Source organism: Kordiimonas lacus (genome assembly GCF_001550055.1).
Lineage (GTDB): Bacteria > Pseudomonadota > Alphaproteobacteria > Sphingomonadales > Kordiimonadaceae > Kordiimonas > Kordiimonas lacus.
The window spans coordinates 664684-678300 of record NZ_LRUA01000003.1; the positions used below are offsets into that span (position 1 = coordinate 664684).

11 protein-coding genes are annotated in these 13617 nt (G+C 59.6%); 4 read left to right on the forward strand and 7 right to left on the reverse strand.

Going from position 1 to position 13617, the window contains the following annotated elements; all coding sequences use genetic code 11:
- Window positions 1-31: 31 nt before the first annotated feature.
- Window positions 32-1591: a sodium/sugar symporter gene (locus KORLAC_RS06420; protein WP_068304534.1), complete on the reverse strand. Its 1560-nt coding sequence runs from the start codon at window positions 1589-1591 to the stop codon at window positions 32-34.
- Window positions 1592-1852: 261 nt separating this feature from the next.
- On the opposite strand from KORLAC_RS06420, the gene KORLAC_RS06430 reads away from it, so the two are divergent.
- On the forward strand, window positions 1853-2773 hold the full coding sequence (locus KORLAC_RS06430) for an alpha/beta hydrolase (protein WP_082714534.1): 921 nt from the start codon (window positions 1853-1855) through the stop codon (window positions 2771-2773).
- Between the two features lie 84 nt (window positions 2774-2857).
- Here the strand turns inward: KORLAC_RS06430 and KORLAC_RS06435 are convergent, their stop codons facing one another.
- The 3 genes from KORLAC_RS06435 to KORLAC_RS06445 all read right to left on the reverse strand — a co-directional run bounded on the left by KORLAC_RS06435 (window position 2858) and on the right by KORLAC_RS06445 (window position 7542).
- The gene (locus tag KORLAC_RS06435) at window positions 2858-3529 is read right to left on the reverse strand and encodes a pentapeptide repeat-containing protein (protein WP_139167550.1); all 672 of its coding nucleotides are present in this window, start codon (window positions 3527-3529) and stop codon (window positions 2858-2860) included.
- Window positions 3530-3639: 110 nt separating this feature from the next.
- Window positions 3640-4584 (reverse strand): bifunctional Delta(1)-pyrroline-2-carboxylate/Delta(1)-piperideine-2-carboxylate reductase, encoded by a 945-nt coding sequence (gene lhpI / locus KORLAC_RS06440; protein ID WP_206594866.1) that lies wholly within the window; start codon window positions 4582-4584, stop codon window positions 3640-3642.
- A gap of 96 nt (window positions 4585-4680) precedes the next feature.
- Complete coding sequence (locus KORLAC_RS06445; RefSeq protein ID WP_068304540.1) at window positions 4681-7542, reverse strand: TonB-dependent receptor plug domain-containing protein; 2862 nt, start codon at window positions 7540-7542, stop codon at window positions 4681-4683.
- Between the two features lie 320 nt (window positions 7543-7862).
- On the opposite strand from KORLAC_RS06445, the gene KORLAC_RS06450 reads away from it, so the two are divergent.
- From KORLAC_RS06450 to KORLAC_RS06460, 3 genes are all read left to right on the forward strand, one after another.
- Window positions 7863-8894 carry a proline racemase family protein gene (locus KORLAC_RS06450; protein ID WP_074519386.1) on the forward strand — a complete coding sequence of 344 codons (1032 nt, stop codon included), beginning with the start codon at window positions 7863-7865 and terminating at the stop codon, window positions 8892-8894.
- Window positions 8895-9011: 117 nt separating this feature from the next.
- Window positions 9012-9668 (forward strand): GntR family transcriptional regulator, encoded by a 657-nt coding sequence (locus tag KORLAC_RS06455; protein WP_068304542.1) that lies wholly within the window; start codon window positions 9012-9014, stop codon window positions 9666-9668.
- A gap of 115 nt (window positions 9669-9783) precedes the next feature.
- Entirely contained in the window at window positions 9784-11565 is a 1782-nt protein-coding gene (locus KORLAC_RS06460; protein ID WP_068304544.1) for an aminopeptidase P family protein, read from the forward strand.
- Here KORLAC_RS06460 and KORLAC_RS06465 read toward each other — a convergent pair.
- From KORLAC_RS06465 to KORLAC_RS06475, 3 genes are all read right to left on the reverse strand, one after another.
- Complete coding sequence (locus KORLAC_RS06465; protein ID WP_068304546.1) at window positions 11562-11819, reverse strand: hypothetical protein; 258 nt, start codon at window positions 11817-11819, stop codon at window positions 11562-11564. The genes KORLAC_RS06460 and KORLAC_RS06465 overlap by 4 nt on opposite strands.
- Before the next feature lie 242 nt (window positions 11820-12061).
- A complete protein-coding gene (locus KORLAC_RS06470) occupies window positions 12062-12400 on the reverse strand; it encodes a hypothetical protein (RefSeq protein ID WP_068304548.1) in 339 nt (112 codons plus the stop codon).
- A 146-nt stretch (window positions 12401-12546) separates the two neighbouring features.
- Entirely contained in the window at window positions 12547-13614 is a 1068-nt protein-coding gene (locus tag KORLAC_RS06475) for a succinylglutamate desuccinylase/aspartoacylase family protein (protein ID WP_068304550.1), read from the reverse strand.
- Window positions 13615-13617: the final 3 nt, after the last annotated feature.

Genomic DNA, 13617 nt, shown 5'->3' on the forward strand with positions numbered 1-13617 from the left:
TGTTGGTTCAAATTCCATGCCGGCAGCTTCCCTACCACCATGTTCCATAGAGCGCCGCCAGAATGAGCACAACCAAAAAGGTCGCCAAATTGAAGCCTTTTGTGGTGGCGAAGCTGATATCCTTCAGATCCACAGCGTTTTCCTGATCGTGTCCGTTGCCCATGGAAGAGAAGGCAAAGGCAAGCCCGACACACAGGAGGAACACAATGCCCACACGGTCGATGAAAGGCACTTCCGGCAGGAAGAAGAAGAAGATGGCGGACAAAACAGCAGAGCCAATCGCCGCAGCGAGCGCGCCGTTTGCCGTTGTCTTCTTCCAGAAAATACCCATCAGGAAGATCACCACGATGCCCGGCGTGAAGAAGCCGGTGAATTCCTGGATATACTGGAACGCCTGATCGAAATTGCCCAGCAGCGGCTGCGCCGTGATCATGGCGAACACCATGGCGGATAGCGCCACAACCCGGCCAACCAGAACAGGGTCCTTACGCTTTTCCTCTTTCACGAAGCTTGGGTAGAGATCCATCGTGAAGATGGTGGAGATGGAGTTGGTCATGGAGCCCAAGGACGACACGATGGCGGCAATCAGCGCCGCGAACACGAGGCCCAACAGGCCTGTTGGCAGCAGTTTCATCGCCGTCGGGTAGGCCGCATCAGGCTTCTCAAGGCCCGGGTCCAGCACATACATGGCGATGCCGGGCAGCACCACAATCAGCGGCATCAAGAGCTTCAGGAAGGCGGCGAAGGTGATACCCTTCTGGGCTTCCTGCAGGCTTTTGGCCGCCAGCGCGCGCTGGATGATATATTGGTTGAAGCCCCAGTAGGAGATGTTCATGATCCACATGCCGCCGATCAGCACGGAAATGCCCGGCAGGTCGTTATAGTATGGATTGTCCTTGGACAGGATCATGTCGAATTTCTCTGGTGCCTGATCCATCAGCATGGTGAAGCCTGCGATAACGCCGGCGCCGTCAGATACTTTATCGAGCATGATGTAGGCGATCATCAGGCCACCAAACACCAGAAGCACCACCTGGATGATGTCGGTGAAGGCCACAGCCTTCAGGCCGCCATAGAGCGAATAGCCCGCCGCGAACACACCCAGCGCCACAAGGCTGGTCGTCAGGTCCAGGCCGGTCACGGAATTGATCGCCAGCGCGCCAAGCCACAGGATGGACGTGAGGTTCACGAACACATAAACGCCCATCCAGAAGAAGGCCATGACCATCCGCACCCGGTGGTCGTAGCGCTGCTCCAGGAACTGCGGCATGGTATAGATGCCGCGCTTGAGGAACACCGGCAGCAGGAACTTGCCCACAATGATCAGCGTGATCGCCGCCATCCATTCGTAGGATGCGATGGCAAGCCCGAGCGCATAACCAGAGCCGGACATGCCGACAATCTGCTCGGCCGAAATGTTGGACGCGATCAGCGAGGCGCCGATGGCCCACCAAGGCAGGCTCTTGCCCGCGAGGAAATAGTCGGACGCATCTTTGTCATGGCCGGCGCGTTCGCGCGACACCCACTGGGCCAAAGAAAACAGTGTGACAGCATAGATGGCCACAACGGCAAAATCGATTGTGCTAAACAAGAGTCCCTCCCGGATACAAAGCTATCGGGTCCATAAAATGTCTTATGAAAAGCCACGCGCCCTTCCCGGCGTGCTGTGGCATTCCCTTTCCCATCTTGGACCTTATGCTCAATCTGACAGCGCTGTCAACCTTCAAGACAGCGCCAGAATGTGCAAGGGTGGAAAAATTGACAGCGCTGTCGACCAGAGCTGCCAGATCTTGATGGAAAAACCCACTGAATAACCCGTTGAATAACCCAAAGAATAAAAGGGGGAGACGATATGCGAGGGATGAAATTGACGCTTGTGGCCACCATGGCTTTGCTGGCGGCGTGCGGGGGCCCTGGCCCCACGGGGGCGGAACGCGGCGCCCAGGTATCCAGCGGGCGGCTGGAAAAGTTCGAAAACTTCAAGGCTACCGATCTGACCGACCGGGACGTGCAGGTGTGGCTGCCGGAAGGCTACACGGCGGACAAGAAATATGCCGTGCTTTACATGCATGACGGCCAGATGCTCTATGACGCCAGCGTCACCTGGAACAAACAGGAATGGGGTGTGGACGAAGTGGCCAGCCAACTGATGGCTTTGGGCAAAGTGCGCGACTTTATCATTGTCGGGGTGTTCAACGGCGGCGACACCCGGCACGCGGACTATCTGCCGGAAAAGCCCTACCACATGCTACCAGAGGACGTTCGGGAAGGCTATTATGGCGTGGACGCCCCGGACCTGAAGGCCGACGAATATGTCGCCTTCCTGGCTGATGAGCTGAAGCCCTTCATCGACAGCCGCTACTCAACCCTGACCGGCCCTGAGGATACGGCGGTGATGGGGTCCTCGATGGGCGGCCTGATTTCCATGTATGCGATTGCGGAACGGCCTGACGTGTTTGGCAGGGCGGCCTGCCTGTCCACCCACTGGCCGGGATTTGATCCAGGCAAAACCCCAGAGATGACCGATGCCTTTATCAGCTATATGCGGGCCACCCTGCCCCAGCCCGAAGGCCACAAGATTTACTTTGACTATGGCGACCAGACGCTGGACGCCCATTATCCGCCGCTGCAGAAACGGGTGGACGAACTGATGGCCGAACTGGGCTATGATGACAGCAACTGGCTGACGGTTTACGCCCCCGGCGATGACCACAGCGAGGTGTCCTGGAACAAACGCCTGCCCGACGCCTTCACATTTCTGTTTGGGAACTAGACCTGTTCGGGAAATAACTTGGCAGCGCAGCCAATAAAAAAAGCGGGCGAAAGCCCGCTTCTGTCTGCTCAGATCAAAGTGCGCCTAGGCGTCTTCGCTTGATGAGGTTTTTTCCGGGATGCGGTGCGGTTCGCCCAGCACCTGCTTCACCGCCTCACGGCCCACGGATTGTTCCAGCTCATGCACGCAGGTGACCGCGCTTTTGAAGGGCTCCTCCACATGGGGCAGGTCTTCGGGCGTCACGGTCACGCGGATGCCTTCGCCGTGCACCCGCCAGGCGTTCGGGGTGCAGAAAATGGTAAGCGGCCGCGTAGGCGTCGAAATGGAATAGTAGGGCACGTTAGAGGTGATCGGAATGTGACGCGAATAGCGAGGGCTTTCAAAGCTGCAGCTCTCAAAGTCCCGTGGTCCAATCATGCCGCCAATGATGCAATCGGAAAAATTGCTGTCCTGAACGCAGGAGCCTTCGAAATCGGCGCAGGTCATGTTGCAGGCAACAAATTCGGTGCCGTCGATATCGCAGGCGGTGAACACGGCGCCAGCGAAATCACATTTGAAGAAAATAGCACCCTGCAACATCAGCAGATGAAACTTGGTCTCGCTGAAATCGCAATTGACAAAGATGGTGTCTGACCAGCGAAGAACGCTTTTGACTTTCAGGGCACTCACATTTTCCTGGGCGAACTGCTCGCCCATCACAAGTTTGTGCGACGGGAACATATTTGTCAGCGTCTTCAGGTCCATATTGCCAGTCACTTTTGCATCTCAAAGGAGGTAATTCATGATTCGTTGAAATCATAATGACCCCTAGTGATGAAACCGTAAATATTTGCTTCAAATTTTAACTATTATTGCCAAAAGCAGCCTTATGCAGGCAGGTTTTCGGCCACCAGACAGGCGCCCGCATAGTCTTCAAGCGACGTTCCGACCGACTTGAACAGCGTCACCTCACCCGCAGAAATCCGGGCTTTTTTCCGCCCCTGCGCCAGATCGAACAGGTCGGCCAACACGTCATCGCGGGCAATCACACCGGCTTTCATGGGTATTAATATTTCACCCGCTTCATGAAGCGCATTCTCGAAAGTATCGACAAAAATTCTGGCTTTTCTGATTGCGCTGTCATCCACCTCGCGCATGTCAGGCCTGTATGCACCAACCAGATCCAGATGTGTGCCCTCTTTCAACCAGTCGCCAGAGATCACAGGCCTGGCCGAGGACGTCACGCAGCTGATCACATCCGCCTGCTGGGCGTTGGCTTCCAGATCCACCGCCACGCGCGCCTCAAGGCCTGCTGCGCGCGCGGCATCCACAATTGCGGCGGCCTTGTCCGAGCTCCGACCCCAAACCTCAATCACGTCATAGTCACGCACCGATGCATGGGCCTGGGCCATATAGGCCGAGAGTTTCCCGGTTCCGACAATGAGGAGCCGTTTGGCGTCCGGACGGGACAGATAGCGGCTCGCGAGCGCGCTGGCAGCCGCCGTGCGCCGGGCCGTCAGTTCCGCCGCATCAATGAAAGCCAGCGGCTGGCCGTCCTGGGCGCTGAACAGCAGGTAAAAGCCCGTCACTGTCGGCAGACCCTTGGCAGTATTTTCCGGCGCCACCGACACCAGCTTCACGCCCATATAGCGGCCTGCCTCCCACGCGGGCATGTTGAGGAGCGTCATGCGCCCCGGGTTATTTTTGTCCACGTCATAATGATGCCGCCGGGGCGTCTCCGGCGGGTTCCTGAACGCGGCGTCAAGCGCGTCCACCAAGGCCGGAAACGGGGTGGCCTGCGCCACGCCTGCTGCGTCAATCATCTGTACCATGGGGCCATGTCTCCTTTCCTGGCAATTTCTCTGGCAGTGTGATCATAAAAAAGGCGGGGACACAATGGCCCCCGCCCGAGTGCAGCACGCGCCCGCCTAGAAGCTGAAGCGTGCCTTCACCATGAACCTGCGACCAAGCGGGTCATACACCGCCGGGTCAGAGTTGGTGTCGCCGCCGTTACCGAAACCGATAACCGGTGGCTTGGTGTCAAAGAGATTATCGATGATCCCCATCAGCTCGACATTCTCAGAGACCTGGTAGGATACCGCCATGTCGGCATAGATGCGGGCATCGATCTTATCGATCACATTGTCCGCATTGATTGGGTCTACAGAGCCCTGGTAGCGGCCCTGCAGGCTGACGCCCAGCGGCCCACTGCGGTAGTCCATGCCCACAAGCGCCTTGAAGCCAAGCACGATCGGAATGCCCTGGCCGGAGCAAGCGCCCCCGCCGAACTTGCCCGCGCAGTCTGTCGGCGCTTCGCCTTCAAACGGTACGAACTCATTCTGGAACTGCCAGGACCCGAGCGCACGGGTCTTGAGGCTGGCGCTGTTGCCGCCCACACCCACGCTGTCTGGCAGGTCGAAGACATAATCGGCCTGCACATCAAGGCCCTTCACGCTGAAGCGCGCGATGTTGGCATTGAAGCTTTGCACCCGGTTCATCTTGCCGTTTGAGATCCGGCCGATGCGCTGGCACGCTGGGTCATTGAGGTCAAGCGCGTCAAAGCACAGGTCGATGGTGGTCTGCACGCCGATACTGGAGATCGCGTCATCCACATCCACGCTATAGTAGTCCGCCGACAAGGAGAAGCCCGGCACCGCAGACGGCTGGAACACGAAGCCGACCGTGTAGGTGTCAGAGCGTTCTTCCATCAGGTCCGGGTTGCCGCCAAACACACCGATGGTGACATCGTCTTCCTGGAAGTTGTCGATGGTGTCAGCCGGGATGCCCTGCGCGATACAGAAGTTTCTGACAGCTTCCGACGGGTTTCGGTCCACGTCACACGGGTCGGAGTAAGCCACCGCACCGCTGGCCTGGCCGGCATACAGTTCCCCGAGGTTCGGGGCCCGTACTGCGCGCTGGAACAGGGCACGGAAACGAAGGTCCGCAACCGGCGCCCATTCACCGCCCGCCTTGAAGGTGAAGACACCGCCAATGGACGAATAGTCAGAGTAGCGCACAGCCGCCTCAAGCCCAAGATAGTGCGCAAACGGCGCGTCGGCGATGAGCGGCACACGGGTTTCCGCAAACACTTCCCACAGGTCGAAGTCGCCCGACAGCGGCAGGCCGTCAGACCCCGAGCCCAGCTCGCCGGACTGGATCGTGGCGTCCGGGCTGTAGCGCGCGCTTTCCTTCCTATACTCAAAACCAACGGCCACGCCCACGGCGCCCGCAGGCAGGTCGAACACGTCACCGGCGATGGAGCCGCCGATCACCTGGCGCGAGGCCACCGTTTTCGAGAAGGCGGTCGGCGTCACAAACGCTGCTGCTTCCGGTGTGATGGAATCAAAGCCGAAGATATTCAGCGGCACACAGCCGAAGGTCTCATTGCGGCAAGTTACGTTACCGTCATCATCAACCACCACATCAAGGCCCTGCGCCACCCTGAGGTTGGACACCAGATTTTTCAACTCCTCGTCTGTGGACGTACGGCCATACTGGTAAAACAGCTCCCAGTTATAGCCTTCAACGTCACCCTTCAGGCCACCCACGACCTGGAAGCTGTTGCGGTCATAAATCTGCTGCCGTGAACCCGTTTCCAGGAAACGACGCCGCGCGCCCACGAGTGTCGCGACCCCATCACCGTCTTCATCGAAGTTGGCGGCGAGGAAGTCGCGAACACCCCTTGGGAGCAGTGGATTGTTGAGCGGCACTGGCAGCGTGGCCGTGCCCGGAACGATTTCAAAGTCAACGGCAGCGGGTGCCTGCTGCAGGTTGTTGACTGTGTTCATGTAGAAGGCCTCACCAAAGGCGGTGATATTGTCTGTGATCTCATAATTGGCGGAGCCGGTGATCTGCCAGCGATCACGCGGGCGCAAGAGATAGTTCGGGGCCGCGAAATTATAGGCGTCAGCCGGCCAACAGAAGGTGCCCGGCTGGCCGCCTTCACCGAAGATGGCGCCGATGCTGTCATCACAGCCCGGGTTCGCGATGCCGTCCGGGTAAATCAGGTTCGAGCCAAACACGGCCGTGCCCGGTACGCGGCTGGAGCCGCCCGGCACAAGCGCATCGCCTTCCTCGAACAGCGCGGTTTCAGAATGCGCACGCTGGCTTTGGAATACAGGGTCCTGCTTGGTGTAGCTGGCGAACAGCACGGCGTTGCCGCGGCCGTCACCCAGGCCTGTGCCCATGGTGATTTCCGCATTGTGGGTTTCGCCGCCACCGTGCTCGGTAAAGCCGTAGCTATAGGCAGCTTCCATGCCTTCAAAATCATCCTTGAGGATGAAGTTCACCACGCCCGCAATGGCGTCGGAACCATAAACCGCGGAAGCACCGCCGGTCACAACCTCGACCCGATCGATCAGCGCCTGCGGCACCGATGCCAGGTCCACCACGCCGCCAGCACCACTTGGCGCAAACCGGCGACCGTTCACCAGCACCAGCGTGCGGGCGGACCCGAGACCGCGCAGGTCGGCGGTCAGCGTGCCCGAGCCACCGGGGGCGTTCACGTTGGATGTATTGGCCGCCTGCAGCTGCGGCATTTCATTCAGAATTTGTTCGACTGTCACGGCGCCGGATGTGGCCACCTGTTCCTGCCCCACGGTCGCGACCGGGCTGGGGCTTGTATAGTCGCGGCGCACGATGCGGGAGCCGGTGATCACCACCTCTTCCACATCGAAATTCTCATCCTGGGCACCCGCGGGGGCAGTGGCTGCCAGCACGCTCACAAGCGACGCGCCAGCCATCAGGGCAGACATGCGCACCGTGCGCAGCCCTCTCAATTGGTTATACATTTTAAAACCTTCCTCGTTTCCTGAGCTACACCCCAGAGAGAGCCAGACCTGTCTTTTTATTGTTATGCGCAGCCAGTTTCGGCCTGCTTATGGTTCGTGTTATTTTTTATATTGTATACAATTTAAATCAGCTTATATTGTATAAAATATATTATTGCAACCCTGCTTTGGTTTAGATATTTTGGCGCGGGAGTAAGAAATCTTTGGCGTGCGCCCCCTTGATGCCTGCCCCGCAGGGGATCAAGGTAGCGGCAGCCCCAACAGAAACAGCGGCCAGACCGGAAACAGGTAGCCAGAGCCGCGAACGAGTGGACATTAGAATGCAACAGTTTCAAGTCACCGATATGCACACGGCGGGAGAGCCGGTGCGCATCATCACCGGCGGATACCCCGCGCTCAAGGGCAAGACGCTCTTGGAAAAGCGGCGGGACGCGCTTGAGAAGCACGACTGGATCAGAAAGGCCCTGATGCATGAGCCGCGCGGCCACGCCGAAATGTATGGCGCCCTGCCGCTGGAGCCCTGCCACCCGGATGCCGACTTGTCGGTCCTGTTCATGCACCACAGTGGCTACTCCACCATGTGCGGCCACGCCACCATCGCTCTCGGGCGCTGGGCGATTGAAAGCGGCCGTGTCAAAGCCACCGAAGGCACCACCGATTTCACGCTTGAATGCCCCTGCGGGCTGGTGGATATCTCCGCCACCGTCAAGGACGGCTTGGTCGAGCATGTACGCTTCCTGAATGTGCCCGGCTATGTGGCGCTTGATCATGTGCCGGTGGACCTAGACGGCATCGGCCGCACCCGCGCTGACATCGCCTTCGGCGGCGCCTATTATGCCATCGTGCCCGCTGACCGGCTGGGCCTTGATCTGCACGAAAGCCCGCTTGAAGAGCTGAAGGCCCGCGCGCTGGAGATCACCAAACAGCTGCGCGCAACACAAACCATCACCCACCCGCATGAAGAAGACCTGGGCTTCCTGTATGGCACCATCCTCACCGAAGGCGCGGTGATCAACCGGGGTGAGGTCAACTATCATCTATGCTTCTTCGGTGACGGCCAGCTGGACCGCAGCCCGACAGGGTCCGGCGTGACAGCCCGCCTTGCGCTTGCCCACGCCCGCGAGGAGATCGCCAAAGGCCAGCGCTGCTGCTTCAAGGGCGCTTCGGGCGTCAGCTTCGGCGGCACCATCATGGAGCGCACCCGGTTCGGCAATCATGACGCCGTGATCGCGCGCGTCGGTGGCCAGGCGCACTATTTTGGTGAAAGCCGCTTTATCCTCGAGGAGGACGACCCGCTGCCGGAAGGTTTTGCCACGCCACAGCGCCCTGCAGATCTTTGGAAAAAAAGATAATTTGGCATTTTCCAGACAAATGCGTGCGATTGGACATTGGATACAGTATAAATCGATCCATATACCGGCCCTGAAGGCCTTCAGGGCCAAGACCACGTAAACTTGGGAAGATATTTTATGGCAAAGGTGCAGGCGGTAAAACGGAAATCGCTGGCGATACAGGTGGCGGACGCGCTCAGAGAGCTGATCCTCTCTGGCGACTATGCCCAAGGCGAACAGCTCAGGCAGGATGACGTGGCCAAGAAGCTGGGCGTCAGCCGGATTCCGGTACGCGAGGCCTTCCAGCAGCTTGAAGCCGAAGGGCTGGTCGTCAATGTGCCCTACAAGGGTGCCATCGTCTCGCGCCTATCGATGGAAGAGATCAACGAATATTTCGATATCCGCATGTCGCTGGAAGGCGACCTGCTGGGCCGCGCCATCGACCATATGACGCCCGACGTCATCGCCCGGTCGCGCAAGATCATCGAACGGATGAACGGCGCCAGCCCCACAAAATGGGGGGAGATCAACTGGCAGCTTCACGCCGAGATTTACGCCATCGCCGGACGACCGATCACGCTGGAGCTGGTCAAGAAAATCCACGACAACCTGGACCGCTATGTGCGCATCCAGCTGAGCCTCAGTGAGGAAAACCGCGACCGCGCCAACGAAGAACATGTGCGCCTTGTGGACCTGTGTGAGACCGGCCGCAAGAACGAAGCCATCGGCCTGTTGCATGACCATATCAATGGCGCGCGGCGGGACCTGATGAAACACCTGCAGGAAAACGAATAAAACAGCAATATCGTCATTCGCCGATCTGGTCGGCGAATCCATATAAGGCACGTGCCATGGACTCGCCGGTCAAGCCGGCGAGTGACGACATAAAAACAGAAGGACAGACCCCAGAATGCTCGCCACCAGCCCCCTTGCCGCCCTACGCGCTGAAATGGAAAAAGAAGGCGTTCAGGCCTTCCTTGTGCCGCTCGCGGATGTCCATCAGGGCGAATATATCGCCGCGCGCGACAAGCGGCTGCAGTGGCTGACGGGCTTTACGGGGTCGGCTGGCATGGCGGTTGTCCGCACGGATGACGCCGCCATTTTTGTCGACGGGCGCTATACAGTTCAGGTAGCCCGGCAGGTGGACCTAGAAACCTTCTCGCACCAGCATCTGCACGACCATCCGCCTGCCCGGTGGCTGGGGGAGCACGCGCAGAAAGGCGACCGCATCGCCTATGACCCCTGGCTGCACACAGCGGCTCAGGTTGAAGCGATCGCGGACAAGCTTGAAGGCACGGGCGCGGAGCTGGTGCCGGTCAAAGAAAACCTGATCGACCGGGCGTGGGATGACCAGCCGGCGGCGCCACTTGGAAAGGTGATCGCCTACCCGGAAAGCATGGCGGGCGAAAGCGCCAGCGAGCGCCGGGCCAAGATTGCGTCCATGCTGAAGGACGCAGGCGCCGACGCGCTGGCCATCACCCTGCCGGACAATATCGCCTGGCTGATGAATGTGCGTGGCGGCGATGTGCCCTACAACCCCATGCCGCACAGCTTCGTGCTGCTATCTGCGGACGGCAAGGCCGACTGGTTCATTGACGAGCGCAAGTTCGGCACAGACCGCGCGGACATCGACCTGGGCGGCGTGACGGTGCGCACTGTGGACAGCTTCGGCGACGCCCTTAAGGCTGCGGGAAGCGCGCGCAAGTGTGTGTGGATCGACCCGAACTGGAGCCCCGTTGCGGCCAAGCAGATTGTCGAGGCCGCGGGCGGCAGCGTGCACAAGGCCGCCGACCCGGTGACGCTTGCGAAAGCGCACAAGAACAGCCACGAACGCCTGGCCATGCGCGCCGCCAACAAGCGCGACAGCGTAGCCTGGGTGAAGTTCCTGTCGTGGTTGGACGCCAACGCCCACAAGCGCGCCAAGGCAGGCAACCCGATCAGCGAGATCGAGGCCGCCGACAAGATCCTGGAGCATAGGAAGGAAGCCAACCAGTTTATGGAGCCGTCGTTCGAAAGCATCTCCGCCGCCGACGGCAACGCCGCCCTGTGCCACTATGCGCCGGTTGCGGGCAAGGAAGGCAAGCTGGAGGCCAACACCATTTACCTGTTGGACTGCGGCGGCCAGTATCTGGACGGCACCACAGATACCACCCGCACCATCGCCATCGGCGACGTGTCAGACGAGGTGAAGGACCGTTATACCCGCGTGCTGAAGGGCCATATCGCGCTGGCGACCGCCCGTTTCCCCAAAGGCACCAAGGGCCACCAGCTGGACGCGCTGGCGCGCATGCCGCTGTGGCAAGCAGGGCTGGATTATGACCACGGCACCGGCCACGGCGTGGGCGTGGGGCTTTCCGTTCACGAACACCCGCAGCGCATCGGCAAGCAGGTGAATGATGTTGAGCTGGTGGCCGGCATGACCATCACCAACGAGCCCGGCTATTATGAAGCCGACCGCTTCGGCATCAGGATCGAGAACCTGTGCGAGATTGTCGAGGGCGAGGACGGCTTCCTGGAGCTTCACGACCTCACGCTCGCGCCCATCGACACGCGGCTGATTGATTTCAGCCTGCTCACAAAAGCCGAAGTGGACTGGCTGAACGCCTACCACGCCCGCGTGCGCAATGAGATGGAACCGCAGGTAAGCGGCGAGGTGAAAGACTGGCTGATCAAGGCCACCGAGGCGATTTAGCGCGCCATGCGCCTTGCCCAGCAAATCAGCTCAAATAGGATGGCAGCCATGAATGCGATGGCTACCCCGTAGAAGATGGCGAAATAGTCCTGCGCATCTGTTGCCAACTGATCGACCATCAGATATCCAGCGATGGATCCGACAAGAGTTCCCGCAAAAGCCCGAAAAATGGGGTTCAGGCGTCGATACGGTCCGGCAAACCAAAGCAGCCCCTGCGCGCCTGCGCTCGCCAAAATCAAAAGCAAAAGACCCATCCATGCTGTCCCCGAATTCCTTGGATATGCCACTACAGCACAAGTCTGAAAAAGAAGGAATAAACTAGCCCGCCTTTTTGGTTGCCGTCGCACCCCAAAGCTTGAGCGAGATTTCATCGTCTTCACCGCGAACCAGCATCATCGCCTGGCCGTCTTCACGGAAGGTGCAACTGCCTTCGCCATTGGGTAAGCCTGATAGCGGGACCTGGGAACCGCGCGTGCGGTCGTGTCGCAGGGTGGGCTTAGTCGCCTTCGATCAGGCTGCCGTAGAAGCCGCGCCAGCCCTCAGGTTCCGGGTGTTCCCGCATAAAAGTTTCGCGCTTTTCATCATCAAGGCCCGTGAACCAGCTTTCGAAATGCTGCCGGTATTCTGCGCCCGAGCCCATCTTCCAGCCAATGCTGTTCCTGGGTGTGCCGGGCTCATGTTCCCACGGCGGCGAAGCCTGAGTCGTAAATGCAGGCCGATGTGCCCCACCATCCATATTGGCGGCCCGACGGCCAAAGGCGTCGCCTTTAATGGTTGATTCCACAGGCTGTTTCGGCACATTTGAAATTGATTTAATAAAGTCGAAATCGGTCATTTTCCACCCCAGTTAGCGACCGAACCCCCATTCGATACAATTTTATCTACCATAGATGGGATCACAATGACAGGGGTCAGAATCGGGCCAAGCAGAAAGACCGGAACACAGGTTGTATCCGCTGCTCGGTGGGGACGGTATGGCGTTTATTCTTCCGCCACAACCGGATCGACATAGTCGCCCTCGCCCAGGCCTTCGAGTGAGCTTGCGAAGCGTTCCACCGTCCTGCCAGCCTTTTCGGCATTGTCAAATTCCGCCACATGAAAGAGCGCGTCGCCTTCATTGACGATCGGCAGGTTGGTCCGGCCAATCACCACGCCTTCCTTGGTTGCCCGGATGTCGCTTTCCTCGTCACCCAGCCAGTCCGACAGGTGCGCCAGCCGGTCGCCCTTTTCAACGTGGGACCCGAGCGCGATCGGGTTCCGGATCAGGCCTGAGCGCTTGGCGCGCACCCAGTGCGAGGTTTCGGCTTCCACCGTCACGTGCGGGCGGCGTTTGGCGGTGCGCTTAATCATGCCCACCGCGCCCAGCACGTTCAATATGCCGCGCACACCGGCGGACACCGCCAGCGTCTCGAACCTGAGCGCTTCGCCTGCTTCATAGAGGAGCACAGGCACGCCCTGATCCACCGCGCAGCCACGCAGGGACCCGTCGCGCAACGTGGCATTCACGATCACGGCGGTATTGAAGGCGCGGGCCAGCCGGGCCGTTTCCTCGTCTTCCATGTTGGCGCGAATATGGGGGTAATTGGTGCGGTGATTGGCGCCGGTGTGCAGGTCGATGCCGTAGTCGGCGCGGTCGAGGATTTCGGTTTTGAACACATGGGCCACGCGCGCCGCCAGCGAGCCATGCTCCGAGCCCGGGAACGACCGGTTCAGGTCGCGCCGGTCGGGCATATAGCGGGTGTGGTTGAGGAAGCCATACACATTGACCACCGGCACACAGATCAGCGTGCCGTGCAGGCGGTTGAGCGCCTTCTGCTTCAAAAGCTGGCGCACGATCTCAATGCCACCGATCTCGTCGCCGTGGATGGCGGCCGAGATGAACATGGTTGGCCCATCTTTCTTGCCATGAATGATATGGACCGGCATGGACAAGGGCGTATAGCGGCTTTGGCCCGGCAGTTCGAGCGCCAACGACGCCCGGCTGCCCGGCTGAACCTTATGGTCACCGAACGTGAAAGCCGCCCGCCGCGCTTTACGCTCGCTGGCCATGGG

Excerpts from the sequence above, each read along its gene's own strand:
- KORLAC_RS06430 (WP_082714534.1), top strand. The coding sequence starts at position 1,853 with ATGCGAGGGATGAAATTGACGCTTGTGGCCACCATGGCTTTGCTGGCG.
- lhpI (WP_206594866.1), bottom strand. The coding sequence starts at position 4,584 with ATGGTACAGATGATTGACGCAGCAGGCGTGGCGCAGGCCACCCCGTTT.
- KORLAC_RS06470 (WP_068304548.1), bottom strand. The coding sequence starts at position 12,400 with ATGACCGATTTCGACTTTATTAAATCAATTTCAAATGTGCCGAAACAG.
- KORLAC_RS06445 (WP_068304540.1), bottom strand. The coding sequence starts at position 7,542 with ATGTATAACCAATTGAGAGGGCTGCGCACGGTGCGCATGTCTGCCCTG.
- KORLAC_RS06450 (WP_074519386.1), top strand. The coding sequence starts at position 7,863 with ATGCAACAGTTTCAAGTCACCGATATGCACACGGCGGGAGAGCCGGTG.
- KORLAC_RS06465 (WP_068304546.1), bottom strand. The coding sequence starts at position 11,819 with ATGGGTCTTTTGCTTTTGATTTTGGCGAGCGCAGGCGCGCAGGGGCTG.
- KORLAC_RS06460 (WP_068304544.1), top strand. The coding sequence starts at position 9,784 with ATGCTCGCCACCAGCCCCCTTGCCGCCCTACGCGCTGAAATGGAAAAA.
- KORLAC_RS06455 (WP_068304542.1), top strand. The coding sequence starts at position 9,012 with ATGGCAAAGGTGCAGGCGGTAAAACGGAAATCGCTGGCGATACAGGTG.
- KORLAC_RS06475 (WP_068304550.1), bottom strand. The coding sequence starts at position 13,614 with ATGGCCAGCGAGCGTAAAGCGCGGCGGGCGGCTTTCACGTTCGGTGAC.